General features: G+C 70.2%; 15 protein-coding genes and 1 pseudogene. 7 read left to right on the forward strand and 9 right to left on the reverse strand.

Annotated features, from left to right (window positions below; genetic code table 11):
- Positions 1-148 precede the first annotated feature (148 nt).
- The 3 genes from thrS to IF12_RS0116120 form a co-directional block, all read right to left on the reverse strand.
- Positions 149-2,182, reverse strand: a complete 2,034-nt coding sequence (gene thrS / locus IF12_RS0116110; RefSeq protein WP_051704470.1) for a threonine--tRNA ligase — start codon at positions 2,180-2,182, stop codon at positions 149-151.
- 150 nt (positions 2,183-2,332) lie between these two features.
- Positions 2,333-3,298, reverse strand: coding sequence for an NAD(P)H-quinone oxidoreductase (locus tag IF12_RS0116115; RefSeq protein ID WP_030160134.1), 966 nt, complete (start codon positions 3,296-3,298; stop codon positions 2,333-2,335).
- A gap of 101 nt (positions 3,299-3,399) precedes the next feature.
- On the reverse strand, positions 3,400-4,398 hold the full coding sequence (locus tag IF12_RS0116120; RefSeq protein WP_030160136.1) for an NAD(P)/FAD-dependent oxidoreductase: 999 nt from the start codon (positions 4,396-4,398) through the stop codon (positions 3,400-3,402).
- A gap of 265 nt (positions 4,399-4,663) precedes the next feature.
- Between IF12_RS0116120 and IF12_RS0116125 the strand changes: the two genes are divergently transcribed.
- Positions 4,664-5,092, forward strand: coding sequence for a hypothetical protein (locus IF12_RS0116125; RefSeq protein ID WP_051704471.1), 429 nt, complete (start codon positions 4,664-4,666; stop codon positions 5,090-5,092).
- A gap of 2 nt (positions 5,093-5,094) precedes the next feature.
- On the forward strand, positions 5,095-5,316 hold the full coding sequence (locus tag IF12_RS0116130; RefSeq protein ID WP_030160140.1) for a helix-turn-helix transcriptional regulator: 222 nt from the start codon (positions 5,095-5,097) through the stop codon (positions 5,314-5,316).
- Positions 5,317-5,385: 69 nt separating this feature from the next.
- Here IF12_RS0116130 and IF12_RS0116135 read toward each other — a convergent pair whose 3' ends face one another.
- Both IF12_RS0116135 and IF12_RS0116140 read right to left on the reverse strand, forming a co-directional pair.
- Complete coding sequence (locus IF12_RS0116135; protein WP_051704472.1) at positions 5,386-5,709, reverse strand: DUF397 domain-containing protein; 324 nt, start codon at positions 5,707-5,709, stop codon at positions 5,386-5,388.
- A complete protein-coding gene (locus tag IF12_RS0116140) occupies positions 5,706-6,503 on the reverse strand; it encodes a DUF5753 domain-containing protein (protein WP_030160144.1) in 798 nt (265 codons plus the stop codon). Before IF12_RS0116140 ends, IF12_RS0116135 begins: the two co-directional genes overlap by 4 nt.
- A 185-nt stretch (positions 6,504-6,688) precedes the next feature.
- On the opposite strand from IF12_RS0116140, the gene gmd reads away from it, so the two are divergent.
- Positions 6,689-7,693: a GDP-mannose 4,6-dehydratase gene (gene gmd / locus IF12_RS0116145; protein ID WP_030160146.1), complete on the forward strand. Its 1,005-nt coding sequence runs from the start codon at positions 6,689-6,691 to the stop codon at positions 7,691-7,693.
- Positions 7,694-7,759: 66 nt separating this feature from the next.
- On the forward strand, positions 7,760-8,590 hold the full coding sequence (locus IF12_RS0116150) for an aldo/keto reductase (RefSeq protein ID WP_030160148.1): 831 nt from the start codon (positions 7,760-7,762) through the stop codon (positions 8,588-8,590).
- Positions 8,591-8,647: 57 nt separating this feature from the next.
- On the opposite strand, the gene IF12_RS0116155 is transcribed toward IF12_RS0116150, so the two are convergent.
- From IF12_RS0116155 to IF12_RS0116165, 3 genes and pseudogenes are all read right to left on the reverse strand, one after another.
- On the reverse strand, positions 8,648-9,661 hold the full coding sequence (locus IF12_RS0116155) for a hypothetical protein (protein ID WP_030160149.1): 1,014 nt from the start codon (positions 9,659-9,661) through the stop codon (positions 8,648-8,650).
- A 53-nt stretch (positions 9,662-9,714) separates the two neighbouring features.
- Positions 9,715-10,341 carry a response regulator transcription factor gene (locus tag IF12_RS0116160; RefSeq protein ID WP_030160151.1) on the reverse strand — a complete coding sequence of 209 codons (627 nt, stop codon included), beginning with the start codon at positions 10,339-10,341 and terminating at the stop codon, positions 9,715-9,717.
- 175 nt (positions 10,342-10,516) lie between these two features.
- Positions 10,517-11,584: pseudogene (locus tag IF12_RS0116165) on the reverse strand (GAF domain-containing sensor histidine kinase); the annotation flags it as partial.
- 166 nt (positions 11,585-11,750) lie between these two features.
- Here IF12_RS0116165 and IF12_RS0116170 point away from each other — a divergent pair.
- The 3 genes from IF12_RS0116170 (at position 11,751) to IF12_RS0116180 (ending at position 14,148) form a co-directional block, all read left to right on the forward strand.
- A complete protein-coding gene (locus IF12_RS0116170; protein WP_051704473.1) occupies positions 11,751-12,488 on the forward strand; it encodes an SDR family oxidoreductase in 738 nt (245 codons plus the stop codon).
- Positions 12,485-13,495 (forward strand): S-adenosylmethionine:tRNA ribosyltransferase-isomerase, encoded by a 1,011-nt coding sequence (locus tag IF12_RS0116175; protein WP_030160157.1) that lies wholly within the window; start codon positions 12,485-12,487, stop codon positions 13,493-13,495. The genes IF12_RS0116170 and IF12_RS0116175 overlap by 4 nt, the downstream gene beginning before the upstream one ends.
- 215 nt (positions 13,496-13,710) lie before the next feature.
- Entirely contained in the window at positions 13,711-14,148 is a 438-nt protein-coding gene (locus IF12_RS0116180) for a hypothetical protein (protein WP_030160159.1), read from the forward strand.
- On the opposite strand, the gene IF12_RS0116185 is transcribed toward IF12_RS0116180, so the two are convergent.
- Positions 14,145-14,981, reverse strand: coding sequence for an SDR family oxidoreductase (locus IF12_RS0116185; protein WP_030160161.1), 837 nt, complete (start codon positions 14,979-14,981; stop codon positions 14,145-14,147). The two genes, IF12_RS0116180 and IF12_RS0116185, sit on opposite strands and share 4 nt — an antisense overlap.
- Positions 14,982-15,134 lie beyond the last annotated feature (153 nt).

Consider the following 15,134-nt stretch of genomic DNA (forward strand, 5'->3'; position numbering starts at 1 on the left):
TCGCGTCCTCCACGATGACGACGACTTCAGGACCATCGCAGAGGCCATCGGCGACCTGCGTCAGCGCAGCGTCCTCGAGTTGCCCGAATAGGTCGACGCACTGTGGGGGCGGGACGGCTTCGCCGTCCCGCCCCCACAGTGCGTTCGCTCAGGCCTCTTCGGTTGCGGCCGAGGGGCCTTCGTTGATCCGGGAGTGCACCACCTCGGCGATGTGGGCCAGGGCCTCCTCGATCGGGACGCCGTTGCGCTGGGAGCCGTCGCGGTAGCGGAAGGAGACCGTCCCCGCGTTCTGGTCGTCGTCGCCGGCGATGACCATGAACGGGATCTTCTGGAGCTGGGCGTTGCGGACCTTCTTCTGCATCCGGTCGTCGGAGTGGTCGACCTCGCCGCGCAGGCCCGCCTCGCGCAGCCGCGCGAAGAACGCCTCCAGGTAGTCGGCGTTCTCGTCGCGCACCGGGATGCCGATGGCCTGCACCGGCGCGAGCCAGGCCGGGAACGCGCCCGCGTAGTGCTCGGTGAGGACCCCGAAGAACCGCTCGATCGAGCCGAACAGGGCCCGGTGGATCATCACCGGCTGCTTGCGGGTGCCGTCGGCCGCCGAGTACTCCAGGTTGAAGCGGGCCGGCTGGTTGAAGTCGAGCTGGATGGTCGACATCTGCCAGGTCCGCCCGATCGCGTCCTTGGCCTGCACGGAGATCTTCGGCCCGTAGTAGGCCGCGCCGCCGGGGTCGGGCACGAGGTCGAGCCCGGACTCCTCGGCGACCTGCCGCAGGGTGGCGGTGGCCGACTCCCACAGGGCGTCGTCGCCGATGAACTTCGGCGAGTCGTCCTTGGTGGACAGTTCGAGGTAGAAGTCGTTGAGGCCGTAGTCGCGCAGCAGTTGGAGCACGAATTCGAGCAGGCTCTTGATCTCGCCGGCGGCCTGCTCGTCGGTGCAGTAGATGTGCGCGTCGTCCTGGGTCATGCCGCGGACGCGGGTGAGCCCGTGCACGACGCCGGACTTCTCGTACCGGTACACCGACCCGAACTCCGACAGGCGCAGCGGCAGCTCCCGGTAGGAGCGCCCGCGCGAGCGGAAGATCAGGTTGTGCATCGGGCAGTTCATGGCCTTGACGTAGTAGTCGGCGCCCTCGAACTCCATCGGCGGGAACATCGAGTCCGCGTAGTACGGCAGGTGCCCGGAGGTCTCGAAGAGCTTGCTCTTGGTGATGTGCGGGGTGTTCACCAGCTCGTACCCGGCCTGCTTCTGGCGTTCGCGCAGGTAGGACTCCATCTCGTAGCGGATGATCCCGCCCTTGGGATGGAACACCGGCAGCCCCGAGCCGAGTTCGTCGGGGAAGGAGAACAGGTCGAGCTGCTGCCCGAGCTTGCGGTGGTCGCGCTTCTCGGCCTCGGCCAGGCGCGCGAGGTACGCCTTCTGCTCCTGGACGCTGGGCCAGGCGGTGCCGTAGATGCGCTGGAGCTGCGGGTTCTTCTCCGAGCCCATCCAGTACGCGGCGGCCGAGCGCATGAGCTTGACCGAGCCGATGAGCTTGGTCGAGGGCAGGTGCGGGCCCCGGCACAGGTCCGACCAGACCTTCTCGCCGGTGCGGTCGCGGTTGTCGTAGGCGGTCAGTTCGCCGCCGCCGACCTCCATGACCTCGTCGGCGTCGGTGCCCTCGCCCTTGGTCTCGATGAGTTCGAGCTTGTACGGCTCGTTCGCGAGCTCGGCGCGGGCCTCGTCGAGCGAGGCGTACTTGCGCCGGTGGAAGGTCTGCCCCTGCTTGATGATCTGGAGCATCCGCTTCTCGACGGCCTTGAGGTCGTCGGGGTTGAACGGCTCGGCCACGTCGAAGTCGTAGTAGAACCCGTCGGTGATCGGCGGGCCGATGCCGAGCTTGGCCTGGTGCAGCTCCTGGACCGCCTGGGCCATGACGTGCGCGGCGGAGTGGCGCATGACGTTGAGCCCGTCGGGGCTGTTGAGCGCGACCGGCTCGACCTTCGCGTCGGCCTCGGGCGCCCACGAGAGGTCGCGCAGTTGCCCTTCGGCGTCGCGGACGACGACAATGGCACCCGGGCCGTTCACGGGGAGCCCGGCCTCGGCGACCGCGTCAGCGCACGTGGTGCCAGCAGTGACCCACAGCGGTTCGGTCGCGTTCGCGACGTCGGCTGGGTTGCTGTGGTTCGGCGCTGCGGGTGCCACGGTTCTCCTCGTTCGATGGTCGCCGGCGAGCCCGGCGGGGCATGGACGGGTCAATGGTAGTCGCCTCGCGGCCGTGGGCTCCATCGCATTAGATCGGTCGGGCGGTGGTGGCGGCCGGGCCCGGCGCTGCGATCGGCGACGGGCCCGGTGTCACTTCGCGGTGAGGACGATCTTCCCGAAGTGGCCGCCGGCGGCCATGAGCCGGTGCGCCTCGGCCGCTTCGGCGAGCGGGAGGCGGGTGGTGACGACCGGTTCGATCGTGCCCTCGTCGAGGGCGGGCCAGACGCGTTCGAAGACCTCGGCGAGGATCTGGCGGCGCTGCTCCAGCGGGCGTGCGCGCAGGGTCGTGCCGGTGATCGTGGCGCGCTTGGCGAGCAGGCCCCCGAGGTGGATCTGGGCGGCGTTGCCCTGCTGGAGGCCGATGACGGCGAGGCGCCCGTCCTGGGCGAGGGCCTTGAGGTTGGGCTCGAAGTAGGCCGCGCCGATCACGTCGAGGATGGCGTCGGCGCCGCCGGCCTCCTGGACGAGCGCGGCGAAGTCCTCGTTCCGGTAGTCCACGACGCGGTCGGCGCCGAGGGCTTCGAGCCGCTTTCCGGCCTCCTTGCGGGCGGTGGTCCAGACCTCGGCCTCGGCGAGCCGGTGGGCGAACTGGACGGCGAAGGTGCCGATGCCGCCGGCGCCGCCGTGGACGAGCACGCGCCGCTTGCGGTCGGCCTCCTCGCGCAGGAGGTAGCCGAGGTTGGAGTAGACGGTGGCGGCGGCCTCGGGCAGGCCGGCGGCGTCGACGAGGTCGGTGTTCTCGGGCTTGGGGAGCACGAGTCCGGCGTCCACGGCGACGTACTGGGCGTAGCCGCCTCCGGGCAGGAGCGCGCAGACCTCGGCGTTGAGGAAGGTCGCGTTGTCGTCGCTGCCGACGTTGACGATGGTCCCGGAGACTTCGAGTCCGGGCCAGGCGGGCGCTCCGGGCGGGCTCGGGTAGTGGCCGGCGACTTGGAGGAGGTCGGCGCGGTTGACGCCGGCGGCGGTGATCTCGATGAGCACTTCATCGGGACCGGGCACAGGTTCGGGCACCTGGGCGGCGGTGAGTTTGCCGTCGGCGACGGTCATGGCAAGCATCCACGCATAGTATGACTGCCGCTGAACGCCATGGCGCCATACCCGTCGGTAAGTCGCATACCGACAATGACGGTAAGCCGAATACGTTGCGCGCCAACGGATCAGGGGTTCTCGCTGGAGTGCCCGGGGAAGAGGTGCGCTTCGGGGTCGAGGGCGACCGCGGCGTTGTTGACGGCGGTGGCGGCCTCGCCGAAACCGGTGGCGATGAGCTTGACCTTCCCTGGATAGGCCGCGATGTCGCCCGCGGCGTAGACGCGCGGCAGGTTGGTGGCCATGGTGGTGTCGACGCTGATGCAGCGGTGGTCGAGGTCGAGGCCCCACTCCCCGAGCGGACCGAGGTCGGCGGTGAAGCCGAGAGCCGCCACGATCGCGTCCGCCGGGAGTTCCTGCGACCCTTGGTCTTTGACGTCGAGGGCGACCCCGGCCACGCGTTCGGTGCCGTGGATGGCGGTGACCTGCGCGTTGACGATGACGGGCACGCCGAGCGCCCGCACGCGGTCCACAGTGGCCTTGTGAGCGCGGAAGCGCTCGCGGCGGTGGACGATCACGGTGCTGCGGGCGATGCCGTGCAGCGCGAGCGCCCAGTCGAAGGCGGAGTCGCCGCCGCCGACGATGACCACGTCCTGCCCCACGTGGGCGGCGAGTTCGGGGACGAAGTAGACGATGCCCGCGCCGTGGAAGTCCGCGGCGGCCGGGAGCGGCCGGGGCGCGAAGCTGCCGAGGCCGCCGGTGATGAGCACGGCCCGGGCCGCGACGCGCTCGACCTCGGACGGCCCGTCGCCGGCCGCGCCGACGAGTTCGAGCACGGGCTCGCCGTCGACGTGCGCGAGACGTTCGGCGCGGCGGCCGAGCAGGTAGGCCGGTTCGAACGGGGCCGCCTGGCGCAGCAGGTCGGCGACCAGGTCGCGGCCCTTGATCGCGGGGAACCCGGCCACGTCGTAGATCTGCTTCTCGGGGTACATGGCGGTGATCTGGCCGCCCGCTTCGGGAAGGGCGTCGATGACGGCGGTCCGCAGGCCGCGGAAACCGGCGTAGTAGGCGGCGAAGAGGCCGGCCGGCCCCGCGCCGACGATGGCGAGGTCCACTTGGAGGGCCGTCAAGGGCGATCACCGGATTCCTGGTCGACGCTGAGCAGAGTGCGGGTCGTCACATCGTATCGGCCGAAGGGGCCCGACGGGGAAATCGCGGATCGATCTCTGGTCGCGCGCGCCGAATGATCATGTCAATGATTCTTGACATCATGTCTGCTCTGCTTTACGCTCGTGATGTAAAGATTTCTTGACATTCGGAGGTTGCGATGTCACTCCAACACCCCAGACCGATCGCGTCGATCGCGGCCGCTCCCGGCCGCCGAGGCGGTGCGGCATGACGAACGAGGAACCGCTCCTGCCCTACGGCGAGCGCTACGCGTGGGGCTACATGACCACCGCGATCGCGGTGCCGGTCGTCTACGTCATCGTCATGCTCGGGCGCCTGCGCGGCGTCCCGGCCGACCAGGTCGATTTCCAAGTGCCGCTGTTCATCGCAGTCGGCGCGTCGATCGTGCTCAACATGTTCCTGGCGCCCCCGCCGCGCAAGGGCCGCGACCGCCGCGACGAGCGGGACAAGGCGATCAGTGCGGCCGCCGAGCGGGCCGGGTTCGGCGCGCTCGGCATCGGCTTCCTGCTCCCGTTCGGACTCGTGCTCGCGGAAGTGGACTACGTCTGGATCGCGGGCGCGATCTACCTCGTCTACTGCGCCTCGGCGGTGGCCACCTCGATCGCCACCATCGTCGGCTACCGGCGGGGGTTGTGAGCGTGGCCCGGAAGACGAAGGTCACCAACAACATCCGCGCGCTGCGCTTCGCGAACGGGGAGATGACGCAGGCGCAGCTCGCGGACCGCATCGACGTGACCCGCCAGACCGTCATCGCGATCGAGCAGGGCCGCTACTCCCCCTCGCTGGAGATGGCCTTCCAGATCGCCCGCGTGTTCGGGGTGGCGCTGGAGGAGGTGTTCGGGTACGACGAACCGGACTGAGCGGGCTCGCCTCGGGCAAAGCGAAAGCCGCCATCGGGTTCCCGGTGGCGGCTTGAATGGTCTTGGGGTTCAGCCTCGTGAAGCGGCCTTCAGCAGACCGAGGAAGTCGGGGGCGTCCAGACCGAAGGCCGGGGAGTCGTCGCCGAGCTTGCTGTCACGGACCTGGAATCCATCGGCGATCTCACGAGCCTCGACGCAGTTGTCGTTCGCAGCGCTCGAACTCGACTTGCGCCACGAGATGCCGCGAGCCTCGACGCAGTTGTCCGTCTGCCCGTCACCGCCGCCACTCCGGCTCGACTTGCGCCAAGCGGTGACTCGCGCCTCGACGCAGTTGTCCGTCTGCCCGCCGCCACCGCCGCTGCGACTGGACTTGCGCCAAGCGGTCTGCCTCATGGTTTGAACTCCCTAACAGTCCTGGCCTGCCGGAGCCCCTCCTCGAATGCTCTCTTGCATCGTTGCACCGATACGGCTTCCTCAACGAATCTCGACTCGCCAGGTGCCTCGAAGTAGACGAGATCGGGGGTCCTGTCCTTCGATAGCGATAGTACACTGAACGACGCCGAAAGCGAAGGAACGGGACCGATCGCGAAGGGCACGTAGGCAACCTGGATGTTGGGCCGGGAATCGACCTCGCAGAGCAACTCCAGTTGTTCGGCATCGCACCCGCTCCGGAGCACCCCTTCGTGCAGCAGGGCCCGAATGAGAACCTCCGCTTCTCGCTCCTTCATCCGGCGTTGTCGCTCCAGTCGAACTCCGGTGAGCTCGTCCAACTGCTCGGCCCGCACGAACGGGTCCCGCTTGTGCATCTGCCGCACATATCGCTCGGTCTGGAACAGGCCCGTCACGAATGTCGTCTCGTGCAAGTCGATCGCAGTGGCGATCTGCTCGAATCCCAGGTAGGGACTGAAACCTGACCTGAGCATGGCTTCCATACTCTGCATCCAGGTGTCCCTGTCAACCAGGTCCCAGAGCCGCTGGAGCTCGAACTTCTTCTGGTCGGTAGCCTCGAACAGGTCGCACAAAGCCCCGATGACCGGGAAGGTCAAGCGGACCCTCGTGCCGGCCATGAGCCGTTTGAAGGTTCTGGTGGAGCCGACGATCTGCACGATGCGCACGTCCGTCAGCGGCAGGCCGGAGGCCTTCCACATGCTCTCGATCTCGCGCCCGATTTGCTGCCGAAGGGTCATTGGAGTTCCCATGAGCACAGTGTCACATGACTGCTCCACTCTGCAATACCTTCGACTCGTATGGCAGTTATGCACGTAGAACTGCCACTGCAATTGCCATGCGGCAGTCGGTGCGCCGCTAGACTTGCCCCGCACCACAGTCGGACAAGAGGCGGGCAGAAGCGCACCGCAGCGAAGGAACGCACATGACGATCAATCGGGGCAGGACCGCCCTGATCACCGGCATCAGCGGGCAGGACGGCTCCTACCTGGCCGAGCTGCTGCTCACCGAAGGCTATGTGGTGCACGGGATCGTGCGGCACACCTCCTCGCTGATCGCCAACACCTCCCGGCTCGACACGGTCTACCAGGACCCGCACGAGACGGGTCGGCGGCTGTTCCTCCACAAAGGCGACGTCACGGACGCGGGGATGATGGTGAACCTCATCCGCGACATCCGGCCCGACGAGATCTACAACCTCGCGGCGCAGAGCCACGTGCGCGTGAGCTTCGACCTGCCCGAGTACACCGCGAACGTGACCGCGCTGGGGGCGATCCGGCTCCTGGAGGCGGTGCGCGCCAGCGGGATCGACACCCGGATTTACCAGGCTTCCACTTCGGAGATGTTCGGTACGACCGCGCCGCCGCAGGACGAGAACACCCGCTTCCACCCGCGCAGCCCCTACGGGGTCGCGAAGGTCTACGCGCACTGGGCGACGGTGAACTACCGCGAGTCCTACGGGATGTTCGCGGTCAACGGGATCTCCTTCAACCACGAGAGCCCGCGCCGGGGCGAGACGTTCGTGACCCGCAAGATCACCCGGGCCGTGGCGCGGATCGCGGCCGGCCTGGAGCAGAAGGTGTACCTGGGCAACCTCGACGCGGTGCGCGACTGGGGCTACGCGCCCGAGTACGTGGAGGCCATGTGGCGGATGCTCCGGCACGACGAGCCGGTGGACTACGTGATCGCCACCGGGCGGGCGGCGACGGTGCGCGACTTCGCCGAGGCCGCGTTCTCCCACGCCGGGCTCGACTGGCGCGAGCACGTCGCGCACGACGAGCGGTACGAGCGCCCCGCCGAGGTCCCCGAGCTGGTCGGCGACCCCGCGAAGATCGAGCGGGAGATCGGCTGGAAGGCGCGGGTCCACTGGGACGAGCTGGCCCGCATCATGGTCGACGCCGACCGCAAGGCGCTGCCAGGAGGGGCGTGACCTCCGGTCGCGGCGCGGCCGGCGATTCGGTGGGCAAGCGCCTTCTCGCCGAGTAGGCTCGCGCGCATGACCCGATTGAGCACTGCGATCACCCTTTCCGGCGGCGCCGAGATCCCACGCTACGGCTTCGGCACCTTCAAGATCGACGACGACGGCGCGCAGGCCGCCGTCGAGACCGCGCTGGCGACCGGCTACCGGCTCGTGGACACCGCGGTCGGCTACCAGAACGAGGTCGGCGTCGGCCGCGCCATCGCCGCCTCGGGCCTCAAGCGCGAGGAGGTCTTCCTGACCAGCAAGGTCTGGGAGCACGGCTACGACGACGTCCGCCGCAACCTCCGCGAGTCCCTGGAGCGCCTCGGCACCGACTACCTCGACCTGTACCTGCTGCACTGGCCGCGCCCGGGCGTGGACCTGTACGTCGAGTCCTGGCGGGCGCTCGTGGACGCCCGCGCCGAGGGCCTGATCCGCAGCGCCGGCGTCTCGAACTTCACCGTCGACCACCTCGCCCGCGTCGAGGCCGAGACCGGGGCCGCCCCGGAGGTCAACCAGGTCGAGCTGCACCCGTACTTCAGCCAGCCCGAGCTGCGGGCCTACCACGACGAGCACGCCATCGCGACCGAGTCCTGGGGCCCGCTCGCCCTGCGCGGGGGCGGGCTGTTCGAGGACCCGGCCGTCCAGGCCGTCGCCGAGGCGCACGGCCGCACCCCGGCGCAGGTGGTCCTGCGCTGGAACCTCCAGCGCGGCAACGTGGTCATCCCCAAGTCGGTCACGCCCGAGCGCATCAGGGAGAACTGGGAAGTCCTCGACTTCGAACTCCCCCAGAGCGACCTGGAGAAGATCGACGCCCTCGACACGGGCGTGCGCCAAGGCGGCGACCCGCTCGAAGTCGGCAACTGAGCGACGCGGGAGGGCCCGGGCGCCGATCGGCGCCCGGGCCCTCCCGCGTGTCACGGGTCAGAACACGAGTTCGCGCTCGATCGACCCGGGCGTCTCGACGAACGCGTAGTCCTCGCCGCCGTCCAGGTTCTCCAGATCGCCGACCGGGGTGAACACCAGCGTCGCGGTCGCGGCGTCCTCGGGGATCGCGAACACGACCGTGTAGCGCAGGGTCCTGGCGGAGCTCTCGAGCTCGGCGGTGTCCCACGAGAGCGGGGCGATCTGCTCGTCGCCGGAGGCGACGCTCAAGGCGGCGTCCTCGTCCAGGTGCCACACGAGATTGTCCTCATAGGTGCACCAGTTGAACCTCACCTGGAGGAACACGGTGCCCTCGGGCGCCCAGCCCTGATCTTCGTGCCAGGCGCCGCGGTCGGCTTCGAGGAAGTCGCTGCCGCAGGTCAGGTCCCAGCCGCCGGAGCCGTTGCGGACGGTGACCTCCTCGTAGAAGAAGATCTCGACCAGGACCGGGCTGGTCGCGAGGTCGCCGTAGTAGGCGGCGACCGGGTCGACCCGCGCGCCGGTGCGCAGGTCCAGGCCCTGGGCGCGGGAGTCGTCCTCGACCCACAGGACGGCGTCCTCGTTCTCGGGGACGGTCACGGCGAGGAACGACCCGGGCTCGGGCAGCCCGTCGAGTTCGAACTCCTCGTCGCCGAGCGCGACCCAGGCCTTGACGGGGGCCGCCTCGAACTCGGGCTCGAGGCTCGGACCCAGCGCGAACTGGTTGAGCACCAGGTCCACGCCGTCGGCGGTCGGGGGCAGATCGGCGAGGAGCGACTCTTTCGCCGCGAGCGATTCGGGAGGCTCGGTCCCTTCGAAGTGGCACAGGACCGAGATGCTGAAGTGCGGGCCGACCAGATCGGCCTGTTCGTAGAACCACAGGTCGTCGCCCGCGGCGCACCAGGTGGCGTCGGTGGGTCCGGCCGTCAGCTCGTAGGCCGGGCTCGTCTCGGAGGAGGAGCAGCCGGTGGCGGTGAGCGCCAGCGCGACCAGTGGGACGAGCGTTCGTATTGTCGTGTTATGTGAAAGGGGCACACGGGGACTGTAGGCAATGACCGTCGGTCATGACTCAGTAGACGGTGGCGTTCTCAGCCGATGCCGTGGCGGACCGCCCAGAGGGCCGCCTGCGTGCGGTCGGCGGCGTCTATGCGGCGCAGCAGGTTCGTCACGTGGGTCTTCACGGTCTTCTCCGAGACGCCCAGGGCCCTGGCGATCTGGCGGTTGGTCTGGCCCTTCGCGATGAGCCCGAGCACCTGGCTCTCGCGCGGGGTGAGCGACGGGGCGGCCTGGGCGGCGGTGCCGGTCATCAAGCCGCGCATGGCGACCGGCGAGAACAGGAGCTGCCCTGAGTGGACGGTGCGGATCGCGCTGGCGAGCGCGTCGGGGTCGATGTCCTTGTACACGAACCCGGCCGCGCCGGCGCTGATCGCGGCGGGGACGCGGTCGGCGTCGGTGGCGGAGGTGAGGACGAGGACGCGCGGGCCGTCCTTGCCCGCGCCGAGCCGGTCGAGGACGCCTTGGCCGTCGAGGCCGGGCATCTTGAGATCGAGAAGCACCACGTCGGGCGCGGATTCGGCGATGGCGGCCAGGGCCTCCTCGCCGTCGCCGGCTTCGGCGACGACGGTGAAGTCGGGTTCGAGTTCGAGGTAGCCGCGCAGGCCGCGGCGGACCACGGGGTGGTCGTCGACGAGCAGCAGCCGGATGGGTTCAGGCACGTTCGGGCTCCTCGCCGGTGTGGGTGGGCTCGTCGGTCGGTTCAGGGTCCGCGCCGGTGCCGCTCGCCGCGCCCGAATCTGCGGAGTCCGCCGCTCCAATGCGGCCGCTGCCGGCCGCGTCCCCTCCCGAGTCCGGGCCGGAGCCTGAGTCCGCGTCGGCGTCTTCCGGCTCGCCGAGCCGCAGGGTTACGACGGTGCCTTCGCCTGGGGCGGTGGCGAGGTGGAGTTCGCCGCCGAGGGCCGCGGCGCGTTCCCTCATCGAGAGCAGGCCGAGTCCTCGGGTGGCGGCCTCGTCGGCGTCGAAGCCGTCGCCGTCGTCGGCGATGGTGATCTGCTCGGTCTCGACGGTGACGGCGACGTTGCGGGCCCGGGCGTGGCGGAAGGCGTTGCCGAGGGCTTCCTGCACGAGCCGGAGCACTTCGACCTCGCCGTCCCGGGAGAGGTCCACTGGGGAGCGCAGTTCGAAGCGGACGTCGATGTCGTGGAGGCGGTCGAGGAGGATGACGTGTCGCCGGAGGGTCTCGACCAGGCCGTGGAGGTCGAGTTCGGCCGGGCGCAGCTCCACGATCACCGCGCGCAGCTCGGCGATGGCCTCGGCCGCGAGCGTCTCGACCTCTTCGAGGCGGGTCGCGGCGGCTGCGGGGTCGATGGTGACGAGCTTGCAGGCGGCGCGGGCCGAGAGGCGCAGGGAGAACAGGCGCTGCATGACCGCGTCGTGGAGTTCGCGGGCGAGCCGGTTGCGCTCCTCCACGACGGTGAGCTCGCGGCTGCGCTCGTAGAGGCGGGCGTTGGTGATCGCTATGGCCGCATGGGAGGCGAGCAGTTCGATGAGGTCGGTGTCGGCCTCGTCGAAGCCGGGCTTACCGAGGTCGTTGGTGAGCACGACGATCCCCAGGGTGCGGTCGCCGTCGCGGATGGGGACGCCCAGGAGCGCGGCCATGGTCGGGTGGGCCTTGGGCCACCAGCGGAAGCGCGGGTCGCGGCGCAGGTCGTCGAGGCGGATCGGTTCGCTCTCGTGGAGGATCGCCGCGAGCATCCCGTGCTGGCGCGGGAGCGGGCCGATCTCCAGGCGCTGCTCCTCGCCGATGCCGTCGGTGATGAACTCGGCGAAGCCGCCTTCGTCGTCGGGGATGCCGATGGCCGCGTAGTCGGCGCCGACCAGGCGTCGGGCCGAGGAGACGATCACCTCGAGGACCTGGTGCACGGACAGGTGCCGGGTGATCGCGCCGACGGCCGCCGACACCTCGTGCAGCAGCGAGGCGGGATCGGAATGGGAGGCGGTCACGGTGCCAATGTAGTCGCATTCGCGGCCCGGATGCCTCGGTCGGTGGTCTTAGGACCTGCGGAGCACCGCCGACCGCGACTTCAGCCGGAGGCGCGCGGGCGGCGCCGGTCATAGCGTGGCGGGCATGAGCAACCACACCTTTGACACCGAAGAGGCCCGCACCGCGATCGTCACCGGGGCCTCCGCGGGCCTGGGCGAGGCCCTGGCCCGGAGCCTGGCCGCGGCGGGCTGGGACCTGGTCCTGACCGCCCGCGGCGAGGAGCGGCTGGCCGCGGTCGCCGCGGAGGTCGGCGCGAAGTACCTCGCGGGGGACGTGGCCGACGCCGCGCACCGCGAGCAACTGGTGGCGCTGGCCGGGGGCCCGATCGATCTGCTGGTGAACAACGCGTCCACGCTCGGGGAGGTGCCGCTGCCGCTGCTGGGCGAATCGGATCTGGAGGCGTGGCCGCGCCTGTTCGACGTGAACGTGCGGGCGCCGATCGCCCTGGCGCAGGCGGCGCTGCCGTCGCTGCGCGAGCGCGGCGGGGCGATCGTGAACGTCTCCTCGGACGCGGCGACGGGACCGTACCCGACCTGGGGCCCGTACGGGGCGACGAAGGCCGCGCTCGACCAGCTCTCGAACGTGCTCGGCGCGGAGGAGCCGGGGATCGCGGTGTGGGCGGTCGATCCTGGGGAGATGTCCACGGCGATGCTCGCCGAGGCGATCGGCGAGGAGGACGCGGCCCAGGCGGATTCGCCGCACGTCGCGGCGGAGCGGATCGTGGAGGCCATCGGGTTCCGCTGGTGCGCTTGCGAACGCGACGCGCCGCCGAGCGGCAGGTTCGCCGCGGCCGACTACGCGCGGCAGGAGGCCCACGAATGAGCGCCACGTTGACCTCCCCGTTCGAGTTCGCGTTGGAGGCGGCGATGGAGGCCGACCGCCCGGCCGAGGCGCGCGGTTCGGCGCGGTCGGACGTGCGGATGCTGGTGACCGACAAGGCGACCGGGACGATAGGGCACCACCGGTTCGAGGAGCTCGCGGCGCTGGTGCGGCCGGGCGACCTGCTCGTGGTGAACAACTCGACGACGCTGCCCGCCTCGGTGGCCACGCGGCAGGGCTGGCGGGTGCACTTCTCCTCCACGCGGCCGGACGGGTCGTGGCTGGTGGAGCTGCGCGACCGCGACAAGCCGTACCTGGGCGAGGTGCTGGGCCGGATCGTGGACCTGCCCGGCGGGGTCTCGCTGTACCTGGAGCGGCGGTTCGGCAAGCGGCTGTGGGTGACGCGGCCGCCGGTGGCCTCGGTGCCGGAGTACCTGGCGCGGCACGGCAGGCCGATCCGGTACTCCTATGTAGACAGGGACTGGCCGCTCAGCGCCTACCAGACGGCGTTCGCGACGGTGCCCGGTTCAGCCGAGATGCCGAGTGCGGCAAGGCCGTTCACCCCGGAGATCGTGACGCGGCTGGTGTCGGCGGGGGTGGGGATCGCGCCGATCACGCTGCACACGGGGGTGGCGTCGCTGGAGAGCGACGAGGACCCGTACCCGGAGTGGTTCGAGGTGGGGGCGTACACGGCCCGGCTGGTGAACGCGACGCGCGAGGCGGGCGGCCGGGTGATAGCGGTGGGCACGACGGCGGTGCGGGCCCTGGAGAGCGCGGTGGCCGGGGGAAGGGTCGTCGCGAAGTCGGGCCACACCGACAGGATCGTCTCCCCGGCGCGCCCGGTGGAGGTGGTGGACGGCCTGCTGACGGGCCTGCACGAGCCGAAGTCGACGCACCTGTCGATGCTGGAGGCGATCTGCGAGACCGAGCTGCTCCGGGACTCGTACACGGCCGCGATCGAGGCGAGGTACCTGTGGCACGAGTTCGGCGACGTGCACTTGATCGCCTGAGGTTCGGCACGCGATCGGCGGCTGGCCGCGTTCGGCGGGCGGCCGATCGCGGTGCGGTCAGGTCGGGTTCACGGACCCCTGTCGATTACGTTCCGGTCGATATCGCGATGCCGCCCGGTCGGGTAGGGCTCACGAGCCGCTGCCGGTCGCGTTCCGGTCGATGCCGAAGTCCTGACGGCGTCGTGTTCGGGCCGAGCGACCAGTAGCATTGCCGCGTGTCGTACCGAATCGGATCCGATGGCCTCCAGGAACCCTCCCGCGAACCCAAGCGGCGGCGGCGCTTCGCGATTCCCGACACCCCCGGGGTCACCCTGTTCGCCGTGGCGGTGGCGCTGGCGCTCGCCGCTGTCCTGTTCGTCGCCGCGCTCCCCGGCGAGGAGCGGGTCCTGTACTACGAAGGGCAGCAGGTCAGCCCGACCGCGCTGTGCGAGACCGCGGGCCCGGGCGGCGAGACCGTCAAGGGCGCGTGCGTCGAACTCGGCGAGTTCGAGACGCGTCCCACCGGCTGGAGCCCCGTGCCGCTCGTGTTCGCCCTCGTCCTCGTCGGCCTCGCGGCGGTGGTTCTCTCGGGCCTGCCGAAGCAGTTGCGCGAGCGCAGGACCGAGGAGGCCGCCCGCCTGGAGCGGATGACCGACGAGGACTTCAAGGGCTAGTCGACGTAGATGTCGGGCTGGAAGTCCGTCTGGCCCTCGACCACCGCGTAGCCCGAGAGGTCGGTGACGCCCTCCTCGGCGAGCACGTCCTCGACCAGGACCGCGTTGCCGGTGTAGGTGTTCGGGTCCTTCGCGAGGATCGCCAGCGCCGCGTCGGCCACGATCTCGGGCTTGCGGCTGCGGTCGAGCATCGGCTGCCCGCCGAGGGCGAACTCGACGGCGGCTGTCGCGATGGTGGTCTTGGGCCACAGGCAGTTGGCGCCGACGCCCGGTTCGGTCTGGGAAGCGCCGAGGGTCATGATCGTCATGCCGTACTTGGTGGCCGTGTACGGCCCGCCGGCGAACCAGCGGGGGTCGGTGTTCAGCGGCGGGCTGATCGTGAGCAGGTGCGCGTGGTCGGAGCCGCGCAGGTACGGCAGGGCGGCGCTGAGGGTCGCGAAGGTGCCGCGGAGGTTGACCCCGGCGATGAGGTCGAACTTCTTGAGGCTGAGTTCGCCGACGCCGGTCAGGTCGAGCGCGGAGGCGTTGTTGACGCACACGTCGAGGCCGCCGAAGGCCCCGGCGGCGGTGTCGATCGCGGCGCCGACCGCTTCGGCGTCGCGGAGGTCGCCGACGATCGGGAGCGCCTGGCCTCCGGCCTCCTCGATGGCCTTGGCGGTCTCGTTCAGGCTGCCGGGCAGCTTGGGATGGGCGTCGCCGGTCTTGGCGAACAGCGCCACCTTGGCCCCGGCCGCGCCGAGCGCGACTGCGATGGCCGCGCCGATGCCGCGGCTGGCGCCGGTGACGAAGGCGGACCGCCCGTTGAGGGGGTGGTTGCTGACGGCTGGCTCCATTGCTCTGCCTCCATGTGGTCGGTGTCCCCAGCATCCTACTAGTGAGTAACTTCGGAAGGAAGGCCCGTTGGGAGGACACTCCGGCCGAATGCTGAACGTCCGCTGTGAGCGGGTCCAGAACTCGCGTGGAAACGGAGGCGAACCCTTTCGGCG

This window comes from Glycomyces sp. NRRL B-16210 (assembly GCF_000719515.1).
In the GTDB taxonomy this organism is placed as follows: Bacteria; Actinomycetota; Actinomycetes; order Mycobacteriales; family Micromonosporaceae; genus Glycomyces.